Annotated in this window: 15 protein-coding genes; 8 read left to right on the forward strand and 7 right to left on the reverse strand. The window is 72.5% G+C overall.

All coding sequences use genetic code 11. The features are described 5' to 3' along the window. Positions 1-1392 carry an ABC transporter substrate-binding protein gene (locus AW273_RS09790; protein ID WP_062347436.1) on the reverse strand — a complete coding sequence of 464 codons (1392 nt, stop codon included), beginning with the start codon at positions 1390-1392 and terminating at the stop codon, positions 1-3. 358 nt (positions 1393-1750) lie between these two features. On the opposite strand from AW273_RS09790, the gene AW273_RS09795 reads away from it, so the two are divergent. The 7 genes from AW273_RS09795 (at position 1751) to AW273_RS09825 (ending at position 9436) form a co-directional block, all read left to right on the forward strand. Continuing rightward, the gene (locus AW273_RS09795) at positions 1751-2797 is read left to right on the forward strand and encodes a LacI family DNA-binding transcriptional regulator (RefSeq protein ID WP_232327250.1); all 1047 of its coding nucleotides are present in this window, start codon (positions 1751-1753) and stop codon (positions 2795-2797) included. A gap of 83 nt (positions 2798-2880) precedes the next feature. Then, positions 2881-3246 carry a tautomerase family protein gene (locus AW273_RS09800; RefSeq protein WP_062347438.1) on the forward strand — a complete coding sequence of 122 codons (366 nt, stop codon included), beginning with the start codon at positions 2881-2883 and terminating at the stop codon, positions 3244-3246. 9 nt (positions 3247-3255) lie between these two features. Next, positions 3256-4272: an NAD-dependent epimerase/dehydratase family protein gene (locus tag AW273_RS09805; protein ID WP_062347440.1), complete on the forward strand. Its 1017-nt coding sequence runs from the start codon at positions 3256-3258 to the stop codon at positions 4270-4272. After that, the gene (locus tag AW273_RS09810) at positions 4272-5117 is read left to right on the forward strand and encodes an SMP-30/gluconolactonase/LRE family protein (protein ID WP_062347442.1); all 846 of its coding nucleotides are present in this window, start codon (positions 4272-4274) and stop codon (positions 5115-5117) included. Before AW273_RS09805 ends, AW273_RS09810 begins: the two co-directional genes overlap by 1 nt. A 1-nt stretch (position 5118) precedes the next feature. After that, on the forward strand, positions 5119-6057 hold the full coding sequence (locus AW273_RS09815) for an aldo/keto reductase (RefSeq protein WP_062347444.1): 939 nt from the start codon (positions 5119-5121) through the stop codon (positions 6055-6057). Between the two features lie 25 nt (positions 6058-6082). Beyond that, entirely contained in the window at positions 6083-8389 is a 2307-nt protein-coding gene (locus AW273_RS09820; RefSeq protein WP_062347446.1) for a glycoside hydrolase family 3 N-terminal domain-containing protein, read from the forward strand. A gap of 57 nt (positions 8390-8446) precedes the next feature. Beyond that, positions 8447-9436 (forward strand): Gfo/Idh/MocA family protein, encoded by a 990-nt coding sequence (locus AW273_RS09825; protein WP_062347448.1) that lies wholly within the window; start codon positions 8447-8449, stop codon positions 9434-9436. On the opposite strand, the gene AW273_RS09830 is transcribed toward AW273_RS09825, so the two are convergent. The 5 genes from AW273_RS09830 to AW273_RS09850 all read right to left on the reverse strand — a co-directional run bounded on the left by AW273_RS09830 (position 9421) and on the right by AW273_RS09850 (position 15189). Continuing rightward, positions 9421-10476 (reverse strand): LacI family DNA-binding transcriptional regulator, encoded by a 1056-nt coding sequence (locus tag AW273_RS09830; RefSeq protein WP_062347450.1) that lies wholly within the window; start codon positions 10474-10476, stop codon positions 9421-9423. The genes AW273_RS09825 and AW273_RS09830 overlap by 16 nt on opposite strands. Before the next feature lie 18 nt (positions 10477-10494). After that, positions 10495-12213 carry an IlvD/Edd family dehydratase gene (locus AW273_RS09835; protein ID WP_232327251.1) on the reverse strand — a complete coding sequence of 573 codons (1719 nt, stop codon included), beginning with the start codon at positions 12211-12213 and terminating at the stop codon, positions 10495-10497. A 14-nt stretch (positions 12214-12227) separates the two neighbouring features. Beyond that, positions 12228-12974 (reverse strand): SDR family NAD(P)-dependent oxidoreductase, encoded by a 747-nt coding sequence (locus AW273_RS09840; protein ID WP_062347454.1) that lies wholly within the window; start codon positions 12972-12974, stop codon positions 12228-12230. Further along, positions 12971-14065: an alcohol dehydrogenase catalytic domain-containing protein gene (locus tag AW273_RS09845; RefSeq protein ID WP_062347456.1), complete on the reverse strand. Its 1095-nt coding sequence runs from the start codon at positions 14063-14065 to the stop codon at positions 12971-12973. Before AW273_RS09845 ends, AW273_RS09840 begins: the two co-directional genes overlap by 4 nt. Positions 14066-14253: 188 nt before the next feature. Further along, on the reverse strand, positions 14254-15189 hold the full coding sequence (locus tag AW273_RS09850; protein ID WP_062347458.1) for an NADP-dependent oxidoreductase: 936 nt from the start codon (positions 15187-15189) through the stop codon (positions 14254-14256). Between the two features lie 50 nt (positions 15190-15239). Between AW273_RS09850 and AW273_RS09855 the strand changes: the two genes are divergently transcribed. Further along, positions 15240-15860 (forward strand): TetR/AcrR family transcriptional regulator, encoded by a 621-nt coding sequence (locus AW273_RS09855; protein WP_062347459.1) that lies wholly within the window; start codon positions 15240-15242, stop codon positions 15858-15860. Positions 15861-15903: 43 nt separating this feature from the next. On the opposite strand, the gene AW273_RS36125 is transcribed toward AW273_RS09855, so the two are convergent. Further along, complete coding sequence (locus AW273_RS36125) at positions 15904-16050, reverse strand: hypothetical protein (protein WP_198168090.1); 147 nt, start codon at positions 16048-16050, stop codon at positions 15904-15906. Between the last annotated feature and the right edge of the window lie 62 nt (positions 16051-16112).

Here is a 16112-nt window from a genome sequence, read left to right on the forward strand (position 1 = left end):
TTACTTGATCTTCGAAGCGGTGTCCTGCAGCGTGGCCGCGGCCTCCTCGGGGGTGGCCTCGCCGGCCGCCACCGTGGTGGACGCGACGCCGATCGCGGTCTGCAGGTCGGCGACCACCGTGGCCAGGCGCGGCTCGTCCGACCTGCCGGCGTCGGAGATCAGCTTCTCCAGCGCGGGCTTCTGCGCCTCGGGGTCGACCAGCTTGACGGCGTCCCAGTCGGGCTGGGCGGTGACCAGGGCGGGGATGTCGTTGAGGATGTCGGCCACCGCCTGCTGGCCCTCGGCGGAGGTGCCGAGCCAGGTCGCGAAGGTCGTGGCGGCGGCGATGTTCTTCGACTTCTGGTTGACGGCCAGGCCGAAGTCGGCGTCGCCGTAGAGGGAGCCGACGTTGCCGGTGCCCGCGATGTCGGGGAAGGCGATGGGAAGCTGGGTGAACGGCTTGGGGTCGGCGACGCCGGCGCCGGAGATGGCGGCCGTCATGCCCTCGACGGTGGAGTACTGCATGTACCAGCTCCCCATCATGACCATGGCGTACTTGCCGGACATGAAGCCGTTGTTGGCGTCGGGGTACTGCTGGGTGCCGAGCGCGCCCTCCTGCATGATCCCGTCGTCGAACAGGCCCTTCCACAGGGTCAGCGCCTTGACGATCGTCGGGTCGGTCCAGGGCACCTCCTTCTTGAGCGCCTTCTCCCACACGCCCGGCTGGACGTTGTTGGAGATCGCCTGGAGGGTGTCCTCGTTGAACGCGGTCTGGGCGGCGCCCTGCACGAAACAGCCGACGTCGTTGGCCTTGAAGGTCGCGCAGACCTTCTTCCACTCGTCGTAGGTGGTCGGGGGCAGCAGGTGGTACTTGTCGAACAGGTCCTTGTTGATCCAGACCGTGCCGGAGAACACCGAGCCGACCGACAGGGCGGCGAGCTTGTCGCCGTTCTTCAGGCTGGAGACCCCGATCGGGGCGAGCTTCGACTCCCAGTCGGCGCCCAGCGCCTTCTCGACGGCGGGCTTCAGGTCGACGGCGTTGACGCCGTAGATGTCGACGGAGCCGTTGGCCGCGCCCGGGGCGACGTCGAAGACGTCGGGGCCGACCGAGGAGGCGAGCGCGGGCCGGATGGCCGCGTCGTAGCCGTCGATGGTGAGCTTCTTGAAGGTGACCTTGATGTTCGGGTAGACCTTGTTGAAGGCCTTGATGTATGCCTCGGCGGGCGCCGCGTCGGGGGTCCAGCCCCACCAGGTGATCTCACCGGAGTCGGCGGATCCCTGATCCGCGTTCTGGGCGCCGTTCTGCGCCGGCGCCCCGCCGCCGGCGCACCCGGCGAGCACCAGCGCGCCGCTCATGAGCGCGGCGGCGAAGCCGAGGGGACGACGCTTCCAGATTCGCGAAGATCCCAGCATGTGTCTCTCCTTGCGCGTGATAGGCACGCACCGTGGTACTGACGCCGTTCCGCGCCCCGTGAGAACTGTCGAGAGCCGGATCAGGCAAGGCTTCCGAAAACTCCGAAAGTTTCGTTAGCGGTCTCGAAAGAGAGAAACACCGAGCTCTCGGCAGTGTCAAGAATTTCGGCTAAATTGTTTCCGTGGAGTTTCGAAACTCCGGATCTTGCAAAGCCCGTCGTCATCACCGTTTCGAGCAACCACACCGGGAGTAGATCCACGTTCTCCCAGTTCAAATGCGCTCTGCACGGCACCGGCCCGGCCGGTGCTACGGTGATAGAAAGTTTCGACAGATCGAATCTACGCATGATGAGGTGTCGTGCCGAAGCGGGTCGCAACCAGGCGCGCCGACCGAGTGACCATCGCCATGGTCGCCTCGGCGGCGGGCGTATCCGTGCCGACCGTGAGCAAGGTGCTCAACGGCCGTGACGCCGTGGGCCCGGAGACCCGGCGGCGCGTGCAGGATGCGCTGGAGGCCACAGGCTACCAGCGAAGGGCCAGGTCAGAGCCGCGCAAAGTGGGTCTGGTCGACTTCGTGATCACCGAGCTCGACACCGCCTGGGCGAGCGAACTGCTGCGCGGTGCCGAGCAGGAGGCCTACCGGCTGGGGGCCCGGCTGGTGCTCACCGTCACCCACGACCGGCAGGCCAATCCGCGCGAGTGGCTGGCGGCGATCGCCTCCCGGCCGACCGACGGCGTGGTCCTGGTCGGATCGGGCGTCCAGCACCTGGCGGCGGCCCGGCTGCGCACGATCGACGCCCCGTTCGTGGTCGTCGACCAGGTCGGGGGCTTCGACAAGGACATCCCCACCATCGGGGCGACCAACTGGGCCGGCGGTTTCGCGGCCACCGAGCACCTCATCGGCCTGGGCCACGAGCGGATCGGCATGATCACCGGGCCCGACGGGGTGCCGTGCGGCATGGAGCGCCTCGACGGCTACCGCGCCGCGCTCCGCCGGGCCGGGCTGCCGGTCGACGAGCGCCTGATCCGGCCGGGCGACTTCTACCCCGAGAGCGGCCGTCGCGGCGCGGCCGACCTGCTCGACCTGCCCGAACCTCCGACCGCCGTGTTCGCCGCCTCCGACCAGCAGGCCGCCGGCGTCTACGAGGAGGTGCACGCCCGGGGCCTGCGAGTGCCCGACGATCTCAGCGTGGTCGGCTTCGACGACACCGAGGTCTGCGAGTGGACGACCCCCAAACTGACCACCGTCCGGCAGCCGCTGGCGCAGATGGCGATGCTGGCCGTGCGCAACGTGCTGGAGGCCGAACACCCGGCCGAGGAGCCGCTGCGGCTGGAGCTCTCGACCAGCTTGGTGATCAGGGACAGCACCGCGGCGCCGTCCGAAACTTCCTCGAAACAGGCTTGACGTCCGGAAAAGTCGGCCCTACGGTGTCTCCGAATGCTCGGAGTTTCGGATAATTGCCGAAACTTTCTTTGAAGGAGTCCCCGGTGCCTCTCGTGCAGATCGACCTCGACCGTTCCCTCGCCGAACGGCTCGGCCCGCAGATCAGCGAAGGCGTCCACCAGGCTCTGGTGGACGGGCTCGGGATGGACCCGACCGACAGGTTCCAGATCTTCCGCACGCACGCCCCCGGCGAACTGGTCGCCGACCCCGGGTACAACGGCGTCGACCGCCGCGACCTGATCAGCATCCAGATCCAGATGGTCCACATGTACGACGTGACCACCAAGTGGACGACCTTCGACCTGATCGCGAAGAACCTGGCCGGCCTCGGCATCCGCAACGACGACCTGCTGATCAGCGTCGTCGAGAACGGCTTCGAGGACTGGTACGCCGGCAAGTCCCGCAACTAGGAGTTCACAGTGAAGGTTCTCTACATCGGCGGCACCGGCACGATCAGCTCGTCGTGCGTGGCCGAGTCGGTCCGCCAGGGCCAGGACGTGTACGTCCTGAACCGCGGCCAGACCGCCAAGCGCCCCCTCCCCGACGGCGTCACCCCCATCACGGGCGACGTGCGGGACCCCGAGTCGCTGAAGCGGGCGTTCGAGGAGACGGACTTCGACAGCGTCGTCAACTTCCTCAGCTTCGGCGCCGGCGACGCCGCGGCCATGGCCGGCCTGCTGGACGGCCGGGTCGGCCAGTACGTGCACATCAGCTCCGCCTCGATCTACCACAAGCCGGTGCGGCAGTGGCCGGTCACCGAGTCGACCACCCGGCGCAACCCCTACCTGGCCTACGCCCGCGACAAGATCGCCGCCGAGGACGTGCTGCACCGCGCCTACGAGGAGCGCGCGTTCCCGGTCACGATCGTCCGCCCGTCGCACACCTACGACGACGCCAACCCGCCGCTGCCCGGCGACTGGACCGCCTGGGACCGCATCGCGCGCGGCGACGAACTGCTCGTGCCCGGCGACGGCACCAGCCTGTGGACGCTCACCCACGCCCGGGACCTGGCCGTCGGCCTGGCCGGTCTGATCGGCAACTGGCAGGCGATCGGCGAGGACTTCCACATCACCTCCGACGAGTCGCTGACCTGGGACGAGATCTACGGCATCATCGCCCGCACGGCCGGGGTCGAGCCCCGGCTGGTGCACCTGCCGTCGGAGTTCCTGCCGAAGGTGGCGCCCGACTGGTTCTGGTCCGACCTGATCCTCGGCGACCTCGCGCACACCGCCGTCTTCGACAACGGCAAGATCAGGCGGTTCGTCCCGGCGTTCAACCCGACCACGACGTGGTCGGAGGGCGCCCGCCGCCTGCACGCCTGGCGGGAGGCGCACCCGGACCAGGCCCGCCCCGACGCGGCCACCGACGAGGTGCTCGGCCGTCTGGTGGCGGCGCACCACGCGGCCGTCGCCGCGATCACCCCGCCGGCCCTTTGATGGCCGACGTCTGGCTGGACGTCGGCGGCGTCCATCTGGAGGGTGTGACCTGGGACGACGTCGCGGGCCGCCTGCGGTTCGTGGACATCCCCCGTGGCCGGGTCTTCGACGCCGGGCCCGAGGGCGACGTCCGCTGGGTCGACCTGCCCGCGCCGGTCACGGCCGTGCACATGACCACCGACCCCGGCACCCTGCTGATCGCCGACGGCGACGGCATGGCCCTGACCTCGGGCGGCGTCATCACCGAACGGCTCGCCGCGCCGCTGGCGGGCCGGCCGGAGATCCGGATGAACGACGGCAACGTCGACCCGGCCGGGCGCTACCTGGCCGGGAGCATGGCCTACGCCTTCACGACCGGCGCGGCGGCCCTCTACCGGCTCGACGCCGACCGTTCGCTGCACACCGTGCTGACCGGCGTGACGTGCAGCAACGGCATCGACTGGTCACCCGACGGCACCCGCTGCTACTACGTCGACACCCCGACCCGCCGGATCGACGTCTTCGACGCCGACATGACCGGCCGCCGGACCTACGCCGACACCTCCGACCAGCCCGGCATGCCCGACGGCCTGACCGTCGACGCCGAGGGCGGGGTGTGGGTGGCCTTCTGGGGCGGCGGCCGGGTGGTCCGCTACCGGGAGGGCGAGCCCGACGTGGTCATCGAACTGCCGGTCACGCAGGTCACCTCGTGCGCGTTCGGCGGCCCGGACCTCGACCGGCTCTACATCTCCACCTCCACCGAGGAGCTCTCCCCCGCCCAGCTCCGCGACCAGCCCGCCGCCGGTGCGATCTTCCGGGCCGAGCCCGGCCACCGCGGCCGACCCGCGAACAGGTTCGTGATCTGAGATGGACCAACGGCCCTTCGGCCGGACCGGCCTGCGCGTGACGCCCATCTGCGTCGGCACCAGCCCGCTGGCGAGCATGCCCGACCTGTACGGCTACGCCGTCGACGACGCCCGCGCCGAGGCGACCGTGGAGGACGTGTTCGACGGCCCGGTCAACTTCCTGGACACCTCCAACAACTACGGCGCCGGCAGCGCCGAACGCCGCATCGGCGCGGTGATCCGCCGCCGCGGCCTGCCGGAGGGGTTCGTGCTGGCCACCAAGGCCGACGCCGACCCCGGCACCGGCGACTTCTCCGGCGAGCGGGTGCGCCGCTCGGTCGAGGAGAGCCTGGAGCGCCTCGGCGTCGCCCACATACCGGTCATGTACCTGCACGACCCCGAGTACCACATCACCTTCGAGGAGGCGATGGCCCCCGGCGGCGCCGTCGAGGCGCTGGTCGCGCTGCGCGAGGAGGGCGTGGTCGGCCACCTCGGCGTCGCGGGCGGCCCGGTGGACCTGATGCGGCGGTTCGTCGGCACCGACGTGTTCGACGCCGTGATCAACCACAACCGCTGGACGCTGGTAGACCGCTCCGCCGCCCCGCTCATGGACGACGCAGCCGCCAAGGGCGTCGCCTTCGTCAACGGCGCCCCCTACGGCGGCGGCATGCTCGTCAAGGGCCCCGACGTCCAGCCCCGCTACGCCTACCGGGAGACCGCCGAGCCGGTCCGCGCGGCGGTCAGGGCGATGGCCGGGGCGTGCGCCGCCCACGGCGTGCCCCTGGCGGCGGCGGCGCTCCAGTTCTCGCTGCGCGACCCCCGCGTGACCTCCACCATCGTCGGCGTCTCCGAACCCGGGCGCGTCGCCGCGACGCTGGACCTCGCGACCACCCCGATCCCCGCCGGGTTGTGGGACGAACTCGACCGGCTCACTCCCCCCTCGGGCGGATGGCCGGCATGAACCGCTGTATCAACCGGAGAGACACATGACCATCGTGACCAGCCCCGCCGCCCCCTGGAAGGACGCGGGACGGTCTCCCGAGGAGCGGGCCGAGGCGCTGATGGCGCGGATGAGCCTGCCGGAGAAGATCGCCCAGCTCTACGGCGTGTGGGTCGGCATCGACAACACCGACGGTGAGATGGCCCCCCACCAGCACGAGTTCACCGCGCTGCCGGTCCCGTGGGACGACCTGGTCAAGGACGGCATCGGCCAGCTCACCCGGCCGTTCGGCACCACGCCGGTCGACCCGGTCAAGGGCGCGGCGACCCTCGCGGCGGCGCAGCGCTCCCTCATGACGGCCGGGCGGTGGGGCGTGCCGGCACTCGTCCACGAGGAGATCCTCACCGGCGTGGCCGCCTGGCAGGCGGGCGTCTACCCCAACCCGCTGTGCTGGGGCGCCACCTTCGACCCCGAGCTGGTCGAGCAGATGGGCGCCCAGATCGGCGCGACCATGCGCCGCCTCGGCGTCCAGCAGGGGCTCGCCCCGGTCCTGGACGTCGCCCGCGACCTGCGCTGGGGCCGGGTCGAGGAGACCATCGGGGAGGACCCGCACCTGGTGGGCCTGATCGGGAGCGCCTACGTCAGGGGCGTGCAGTCGCAGGGCGTCGTCGCCACGCTGAAGCACTTCGTGGGCTATTCGGCGTCCAAGGGCGGCCGGAACCTCGCCCCGGTGTCGGCGGGCCGCCGGGAGGTCGCCGACGTGCTGCTGCCGCCGTTCGAGATGGCCCTGCGCGCGGGCGCGGGGTCGGTGATGAACTCCTACGCCGACATCGACGGCATCCCCGTCGCCGCCGACGCGGCCCTGCTGACCGACCTGCTGCGCGACGCCTACGGCTTCACCGGCACGGTCGTGGCCGACTACTTCTCGGTGGCGTTCCTGCAGACCCTGCACCACGTGGCCGAGTCGCCCACCGACGCGGCCCGGCTGGCGCTGACCGCCGGGATCGACGTCGAGCTGCCCACGGTGAACACCTTCGGGCCGGCGCTGGTCGAGGCGGTGGAGCGGGGCGAGGTCGACCTCGCGCTGATCGACCGCGCGCTGCGCCGGGTGCTGGTCCAGAAGGCCGAGCTCGGCCTGCTCGACGAGGACTGGAACCCCGAGCCGCCCATCCTGCACGAGGCCGACCCCGTGCTCGACGGGCCCGAGGTCCGGGAGCTGGCCGGCCGGCTGGCCCGGCGCTCGATCGTGCTGCTGCACAACCGGGACGCCGCGCTGCCGCTCGCCCCCGGCGTGCGGCTGGCCGTGGTCGGGCCGCGCGCCGACACCGCCCAGGCCATGATGGGCTGCTACTCCTTCCCGATGCACGTCGGCGTGCACCACCCGGAGACGGGCATGGGCGTCGAGATCCCCACCCTGCTCGACGCGCTCAGGACCGGGTACGACGTGACCTACGCGCAGGGCGTGCCGGTGACCGGCGGCGACGACGAGGGCATCGCGGCGGCGGTCGCGGCCACCGCCGGGGCCGACGTGATCGTGGCCGTGCTGGGCGACCAGGCCGGGCTGTTCGGGCGCGGCACCTCCGGCGAGGGCTGCGACGCCCCCGGCCTGGCGCTGCCCGGCCGTCAGGAGGAGCTGCTGGAGGCGCTGCTGGCCACCGGCAAGCCGGTCGTGCTGGTGCTGCTGGTCGGCCGCCCCTACGAGCTGGGCCGGCAGATCGACCGGCTGGCCGCCGTGGTGTGCGGGTTCTTCCCCGGCGAGGAGGGCGCGGCGGCGCTGGCCGACGTGTTGTCGGGCCGGGCGAACCCGGCCGGGCGGCTGCCGGTCAGCTTCCCGCGCGACGGCGGCAACCAGCCGGCCACCTACCTCGGCGCGCCCCTCGCCCAGCGGAGCGAGGTCAGCGACGTCGACCCGACCGCGCTGTTCGCCTTCGGCCACGGCCTGTCCTACGCGCCCGTGACGTGGGGCGAGGTCACCGGCTCCGGCGCGTGGACCACCGACGGCACGTTCGACGTCACCGTGACGCTGCGGAACGAGACCGGGCGGGAGTCCTCCGAGGTCGTCCAGGTCTACCTGCACGACCCGGTCGCCGAGGTCGCCCGGCCGGCGCAGGCGCTCATCGCCGCGCGGCGCGTCGACCTGGCCCCCGGCGAGAGCCGCGAGCTCACCCTCACCCTGCACGCCGACCAGACCTCCTACACCGGGGCGTCGTGGCGGCGGCAGGTCGACCCCGGCGACGTGGAGGTGCGGGTGGGCGCGTCCAGTGCCGACATCCGCGCCGTGCTCGCCGTCACGATGACCGGCCCGCGACGTTTCGTCGGATTCGACCGCGTCATGGAAGCATCCGTCGTCTGACGGACCCGGGGGCGGCCGGCCGGCCGGGCCGCCCCCTTCTCTCTCCCAGGAGTAGTCATGACCACTTCCCCTCCCCTGCGCTGGGCCGTCATCGGCACCGGAGGCATCGCCAGGCAGTTCGCCGACGACCTGCGCCGGTCGGAGTCCGGTGAGCTGGTCGCGGTCGGCTCGCGCACCACGGCCCGCGCCGAGGCCTTCGCCGCCCAGGTGGGCGCGCCCCGCGCCCACGGCGACGTGGCCGCGATGCTGGCGGCCGACGACGTCGACGCCGTGTACGTCGCCACGCCCCACCCCGCCCACCACGCCGGCGCCCTGGCCGCGATCGAGGCGGGCAAGGCCGTCCTGGTCGAGAAGCCCTTCACCATCAACCGGCGCGAGGCCGAGGAACTCGTCGCGGCGGCCCGCGCCCGGGGCGTGTTCCTGATGGAGGCCATGTGGACACGCTTCCTGCCCCACATGGTCCGCATCCGCGAGCTGCTGGCCGAAGGGCGGCTCGGCGACGTGCGCCTGGCCGTGGCCGAGCACGGGGTGTGGTTCCGCCACGACCCGGTCCACCGCATGTTCGACCCCGCCCTCGGCGGCGGCGCACTGCTCGACCTGGGCGTCTACCCGGTCTCGTTCCTGTCGATGGTCTTCGGCACGCCGGTGTCGGTGACCGCGTCGACGCAGTTCGGCGACACCGGCGTCGACGGCCAGACCGCCGTCGTCACCCGGTACGAGGGCGGCCGGCAGGGGGTCGCGACCAGCAGCATGGAGGCCTTCCTGCCCAACCGGGCCTCGATCGCGGGCGTGGACGCGCGCATCGACATCGACCCCTGGTGGTACCGCCCCACGTCGTTCACCCTCACCACCCGCGGCGGCGCGGCCGAACGGTACACCTTCGACGTGCCCGGCAACGGGCTGCGCTTCCAGGCCGAGGAGGTCGCCCGCTGCGTGCGCGAAGGCCTGCTGGAGAGCCCGATCCTCACCCTTGGGGAGTCGTGCCGGATCATGGGCACGATGGACGAGGTGCGCGCCCAGGCCGGGCTGCGCTACCCCGGCGAGTAGGGGGCGGTGCTGGCCCGGACCACCAGCTTGGTCGACAACTCGACCCGGCCCTCGGTCATCTCGGCCCCGTCCTGGTGGCCGAGCAGCGACCGGACGGCCAGCGCCGCCATCTTCGCTATCGGCTGCCGGACCGTCGTCAGCGGCGGGGCCATCCACTGCGCCATCGGCACGTCGTCGAACCCGACGACGCTCACGTCGGCGGGCACCCGCAGGCCGCGCTCCTGGATCGCGGCGTAGACGCCGAGGGCCTGCTCGTCGTTGCCCGCGAAGATCGCCGTCGGCGGTTCGGGCCGGTCGAGCAGGGCCTGGGTCAGCGAGAACCCGCTGTGGTAGTGGAAGTCGCCGTGCTGGACGAGGTCGTCGTCGAGCGTGAGCCCGGCCCGCTCAAGCGCCGCCCGGCACCCGGCCAGCCGGGCCTGGCTGCACAACAACCGCATCGGCCCGGTGATCATGCCGATGCGGCGGTGGCCGAGCTCGACCAGATGCTTCGCCGCGGCCATGCCGCCGCCCCAGTTGCCCGCCCCGATCGACGGGATCGTGCCGTCGGCGTCGCCCACCGGGTCGACCAGCACGGCGGGCAGCCCCAGTTTGGCGATGCGCGCCAGGTCGGCCGACGTCAGCTCCGACAGGGCCAGGATGATGCCGCCCGGCGCCCGGTCGGCGATGTCCTCCAGCCACTGCTGCCCGTGCCCCGGCGCGCCGTCGAACACCGACACCACGACGCCGACCCGGGCCGGTCGTGCCTCCTGCTCGGCGCCGCGGATCACCTCGGCCGCCCACGGCGAGTTCACGTCGCTCACCACCAGCTCCAGCAGCCCGCCCCGCCGGGCGGCGGCCCGGGGCAGGGGCAGGTGCAGCGGGCGTTTGGTGCGCTTGGTGGGGACGTATCCGCGGGTGGCGAGGAGGGCCTCGATCTGCGACCGGGTGGCGGGCGCCACGTCCGAACGGCCGTTGAGCACTTTCGAGACCGTCGCGCGCGAGACCCCCGCCTCGGCGGCGATGTCGGCGACGGTGACGCGAGAATCTAACGAGTCGGACACCGACCGATCGTACCCAGGTCAGTGCGAGTCGCGCGGCACGTCGCTGCCGCGGCCACCTCGCAGGAAGCCGAAGTCGGCGCCGCCGTCGGCCCCGAGCACGTGCTCCCGGTAGAGCCACCGGTACCCGCCGACGTCCTCGCTGAGGCGCGGCGACCAGTCGGCGCGGCGCTTCTCCAGCTCCTCGTCCGTCACGAGCAGCGTCAGGCTGCGGTTCGGCACGTCGAGCTCCACACGGTCGCCCGTCCGGACAAGTGCCAGCGGCCCGCCCACGGCCGCCTCGGGCGAGACGTGCAGGACGACCGTGCCGAAGCCGGTGCCGCTCATCCGGCCGTCGCTGATCCGCACCATGTCGGTCACCCCGGCGCGCAGCAGCTTGGCCGGGAGCGGCACGTTGGCCACCTCGGGCATGCCCGGGTAGCCCTTCGGGCCGGCCCCCCGGATGATCAGGACGTCGTCGGCGGTCACGTCGAGGTCGTCGTCGTCGCAGACCGCGTGGTAGGCCTCCGGCGAGTCGAACACCAGCGCCCGGCCGGTGTGCGTCATCAGCGCGGGCGAGGCCGCCGACTGCTTGATGACCGCGCCGTCCGGGGCGAGGTTGCCGCGCAGGATCGCGGTGCCGGTGCCCGCGGGCTGGAGCGGCTCGGCCATCGGGCGGATGACCTCGGTGTTCCAGTTGACCGCCGTCCGCACGTTCTCCCTGAGCGTGCGGCCGGTCACCGTGAGGGCGCCGGGGTTCAGCAGGCCGGCCCCGTCGAGCTGGTTCAGCACGACCGGCAGGCCGCCCGCGTAGCAGAAGTCCTCCATGAGGAACCGCCCCGAGGGCATCAGGTCGACGATCGTCGGCACGTCGCGGGCCAGCGCGTCGAAGTCGTCGAGGGGCAGGTCGACGCCGAGCCGCCCGGCCAGCGCCGTCAGGTGGACGATCGCGTTGGTCGAGCCGCCGATCGCGGCGTTGGCCCGGATCGCGTTCTCGAACGCCGCGCGGGTCATGATCTGGCTCGGCCTCAGGTCCTCCTCGACCATCGCCACGATCCGCCTGCCCGCCTCCTGCGCGACCTCGTAGCGGCGGGAGTCGACGGCGGGCCAGGTGGCCGACCCGGGAAGCTGCATGCCGAGCGCCTCGGCCAGGCACGCCATCGTCGAGGCGGTGCCCATCGTCATGCAGTGGCCGTTCGACCGGGCCATGCAGCCCTCGGCGACGTAGCCGTCCTCGGCCGACATGCGGCCGGCCTTGATCTCGGCCTCGAACTTCCACACGTGGGTGCCCGACCCGACGTCCTGCCCGCGGAACTTCCCGTTCAGCATCGGCCCGCCCGTGACCATGACGGCCGGCAGGTCGACGCTGGCCGCGCCCATGAGCAGGCCCGGCGTGGTCTTGTCACACCCCGACAGCAGCACGACGCCGTCGAGCGGATTGGCCCTGATCAGCTCCTCGGCCTGCATGGCGAGCATGTTGCGGTAGAGCATCGCGGTCGGCCGCAGCAGCGTCTCGCCGGTGGACATCACCGGGAACACGAGCGGGAAGCCGCCCGCCATCCAGACGCCGCGCTTGACCGCGTCGGCGACCCGGTCGAGGTGGGCGTTGCAGGGGGCCAGCTCCGACCACGTGCTGGCGATGCCGATGACGGGCCGGCCGTCGAAGACCTCCGGCCCGAACCCCTGGTTGCGCATCCAGGAGCGGTAGACCATGCCGGAGCGTCCTTCGGCCCCGAACCAGTGCTGACTGCGTCGCGTCACGTTCGCGTTCTCGTTCACATCATCCATCCGGCGTCGACGATCCAGTTCTGTCCGGTGCACATGGCGCTGTCGTCGGCGGCCAACCACAACACCAGCCGCGCCACGTCCGACGGCGCGAGGTTGTCGGGCAGGCACTGCACCTCCGCGAGTTTCTCGCGGACCTCGGGGGTGACCCAATGGGTGAGTTGCCGTTCGGTGAAGACCCAGCCGGGGACGACGCAGTTGACGCGGATGTGGTCGGGGCCGAGTTCGCGGGCCATCATCCTGGTCAGGCCCTCGACGGCCGACTTCGAGGAGACGTAGGCGGGCAGGCCGAGGAGGCCGACGTGCGGGCTGACCGAACCGAGGTTGACGATCGAGCCGCCGCCGAGCGTGCGCATCCCGGCCAGTACGGCCTGGGCGGCGAAGAACTGGTGGCGGAGGTTGACCGCGATGCCCTGGTCCCATTCGGCGGGTTCGAGGGTCTCGATGCCGGTGCGGGTGTCGTCGGCGGCGTTGTTGACGAGGATCGAGACGGGGCCGAGGGCCTGTTCGACCATGACGATCGCGCCGCGCAGGGCGTCGATGTCGGTGACGTCGGCGTGGACGTAGAGGGCCTGGCCGGTCAGTTTCCGGGCGCCCTCGTCGTCGACGTCGAGGAAGGCGACCCTGGCCCCCTGGGCGGCGAGCTGGGCGACGAACTCGGCGCCGAGGCCGGTGGAGCCGCCGGTGACGAGGGCGACCTTGCCGCGCAGGCTGGGGTAGACGGCGTACTCGCTCATGGCACGATCACTCCACGGCCGACGGCGCCGCCGGTGAGGTCGGCGAACGCCTCGTTGATCTGGTCGAGCCGGTAGCGCCTGCCGATCAGGAGGTCGAGGGGCAGGCGTCCGGCGAGGTAGAGCTCGAAGATCTTCGGCAGGTCGACGAGGGGGTTGGCGGAGCCGTAGAGGCTGCCGACGACCCGCTTCTCGCGCTGCACCAGCAGGTTGACCGGCACGTCGAAGGTCTGGCCGACCTTGCCGAGGCCGACGGCGACCAGGGTGCCGCCGGGGCGGAGCACCTCGAAGGCGGTCTCCAGGGTGCCGGGGCGGCCGATGGCCTCGATGGCCCATTCGGCGCCGCCGGGGCGGATGTCGTGCAGGGCGTCGGCGACGTCGGCGGCGGAGGCGTCGACGACGTGGGTGGCGCCCAGTCGCTCGGCGGTCTCCAGGCGGTCGGCGACGACGTCCACGACGACGATGGGGTTGGCGCCCGCGAGCACGGCGCCGAGGACGGCCGACAGGCCGACCCCGCCGGCGCCGAAGATGACGACGCCGTCGCCGGCGCACTCGCCGATGGCGTTGAGCACCGCGCCGACGCCGGTGATGACGGCGCATCCGGCGATGGCGGCGATCTCCGGGGGCACCCCGTCGGGGACCGGGACGACCGCGCGCTCGGACACCACGCAGTATTCGGCGAAGCAGGAGACGCCGAGCAGGTGGTGGACCTTCTCCCCGTCGGCGCCGAGCCGGGTGGTGCCGTCGAGGAGGCCGCCCGACCCGGCCATGACGCCGGCGGCCTCGCACAGGGCGGGGCGGCCCACGAGGCAGTTGCGGCACTGGCCGCACCGGGGCCGCCACATGAGGCAGACGCGGTCGCCGGGCCGGAACCGGGTCACGCCGGGGCCGACGGCCTCGATCACGCCGCTGCCCTCGTGCCCGGGGACGACCGGCAGCGGGCACGTCAGGTCGCCGGCGAGGTAGTGCCGGTCGCTGTGGCAGACGCCGGCCGCCTCGACCCTGACCAGCACTTCTTCCGGCCCGGGTGGCGCGAGGTCGAGGTCGCGTACGACGAGGGGCGCCCCGACCCGTTCCAGCAGCGCGGCTCTCATCTGACCCCGTCCCTCCGGTTGCCGTACTCGATCGCAGCAAACGTAGATGTAACGAACGTAAGGGTCAATAGTTTCGAAACTTTCACCTTCACCGGACCGCCGATCAGCCGAGGTGAGTGGCTTTCATCTGCGGCTATTCGCCGATCCGGGGTTTCGGAACGACCGCTCCCGAGGACCGAAACTTTCCGTCAGGGCACCAGCACGACCTTCCCGCGCGCGTGCCGGGTCTCGACGAGTTCGTGCGCGGCCACGACCTCGTCCATCGGGAACGCCGCCGCCACCGGCACCCGCAGCCGGCCCTCCCCCGCGAGGGCGACCGCGTCGGCGAGCCCGTGCCAGGCCGGCGGGTCGCCCGCGCCCGCCTCCGCGGCGGGTGCTCCGTGGGACAGGTGCACCCCGTGGGCCCGCGCGGCGAAGTCGGCGATCGTCACCACGCGCGCCGGGTCGCCCGCGACGGCGACCAGGTCGGGCAGCGCGCCTCCGGCGCAGTCGAGGACGGCGTCGACCCCGCCGGGCGCCAGCGCGCGGACCCGGTCCACCAGCCCCGGCCCGTACGTCGCCGGCAGCACCCCCAGGGAGCGCAGGAAGTCGTGGTTGCGTTCGCTCGCGGTGCCGATGACCGTGGCTCCGCGCGCGACCGCGAACTGCACGGCGACCGAGCCCGTCCCCCCGGCCGCGCCCTGGACGAGCACGGTCTGGCCGGGGACGACGGCGAGCCGGTCGAGGACCCGGGCGGCGGTCTCGGCCGCGCCCGCCGCGCCGCCCGCCTCCTCCCACGTCCACGCGGCCGGCTTGGCCGCCCACGCGGTCAGCACCGCGTACTCGGCGTTGGCTCCGCGCCGGGCGGGATCGGCCGCGCCGAACACCTCGTCGCCCATACGCACTCCGGTGACGCCGTCGCCGACCTCGTCGACCACGCCCGCGGCGTCGAAGCCGGTGCGGAACGGGAGCGCGACGGGCACCAGGTCACGCAGCCGGCCGGAGCGGATGGAGACCTCGCCGGGCGCCACCCCCGACGCGCGCACGGCGACGCGGATCTCCCCCGGCCCGGCGTGCGGTTCCGGGACCTCGGCGACGTGGACGACGGCGGGCGGGCCGTATGCGGTGAACTGGACTGCTCTCATGTCCGGGGACCGTAACGGAACACCCCGTCCGGTTGACTAAAGTGAGAGCGGTGACGGCACAAGTGGGAACGCGACTGCGTTCCGACGCCCGCGACAACCGCGAACGCATCCTCGCGGTGGCCCGCCTCGCGTTCGCCACCGAGGGCCTCGACGTGCCGATCAGGGAGATCGCCCGCCGCGCCGAGGTCGGCGCCGCGACCCTCTACCGCCACTTCGCGACCAAGGACGCGTTGTTGTCCGAGGCGTTCGCCGAGCAGATGGAGACGTGCTCGGCGATCGTGGCCGAGGGGCTGGCGGCCCCCGATCCGTGGCAGGGTTTCCGCCTGGTCGTCGAGCGGCTCATGGAGCTGCACGCCCTCGACCGGGGCTTCGCCCGCGTGTTCACCTCACGGCTCCCCGAGGCCGTCTTCGCCGCCGACCGCGACCGCACGCTGCGGATGCTGCTCGACCTCGTCGGGCGGGCGAAGAAGGCGGGCCCGCTGCGCCGCGACTTCGTCATCGAGGACCTCAGCCTGGCGCTGATGGCCAACGAGGGCATCCGCGCCGAGTCGCCCGAGACGCGGGTCGCCGCCTCGCGCCGCTTCGCGGCCCTGATGCTTCAGTCGTTCATGGCCGACCCGGTCGCCGCGCCGCTGCCCCCGCCGGTGCGGCTGCCGCTGTCGCGGGCCTGACGCGGGACGAGCACGCCCCGCCGCCTTGCGGTCGAAGCTGCCTTCATCGTCCCGCCAGGGTGATCGGCGCCAGGAGCAACAGCACCCCGGCGTAGCCCCAGGTCAGGCCGCGGTGCTCCCACCGGTCGGCGGCCCGGCCGCCCAGATGGTTGCCGGCCGCCATGCCGAGGCCGAAGACGGCCAGCGCCACGGGGATGAGCGCGGGGTCGCGCCGCGCGGCGTCGGTGACGAACGGGCCGATGAACGTGCAGG

Origin of the sequence: Herbidospora yilanensis (genome assembly GCF_001570565.1) — a bacterium.
Classification (GTDB): Bacteria; Actinomycetota; Actinomycetes; order Streptosporangiales; family Streptosporangiaceae; genus Herbidospora; species Herbidospora yilanensis.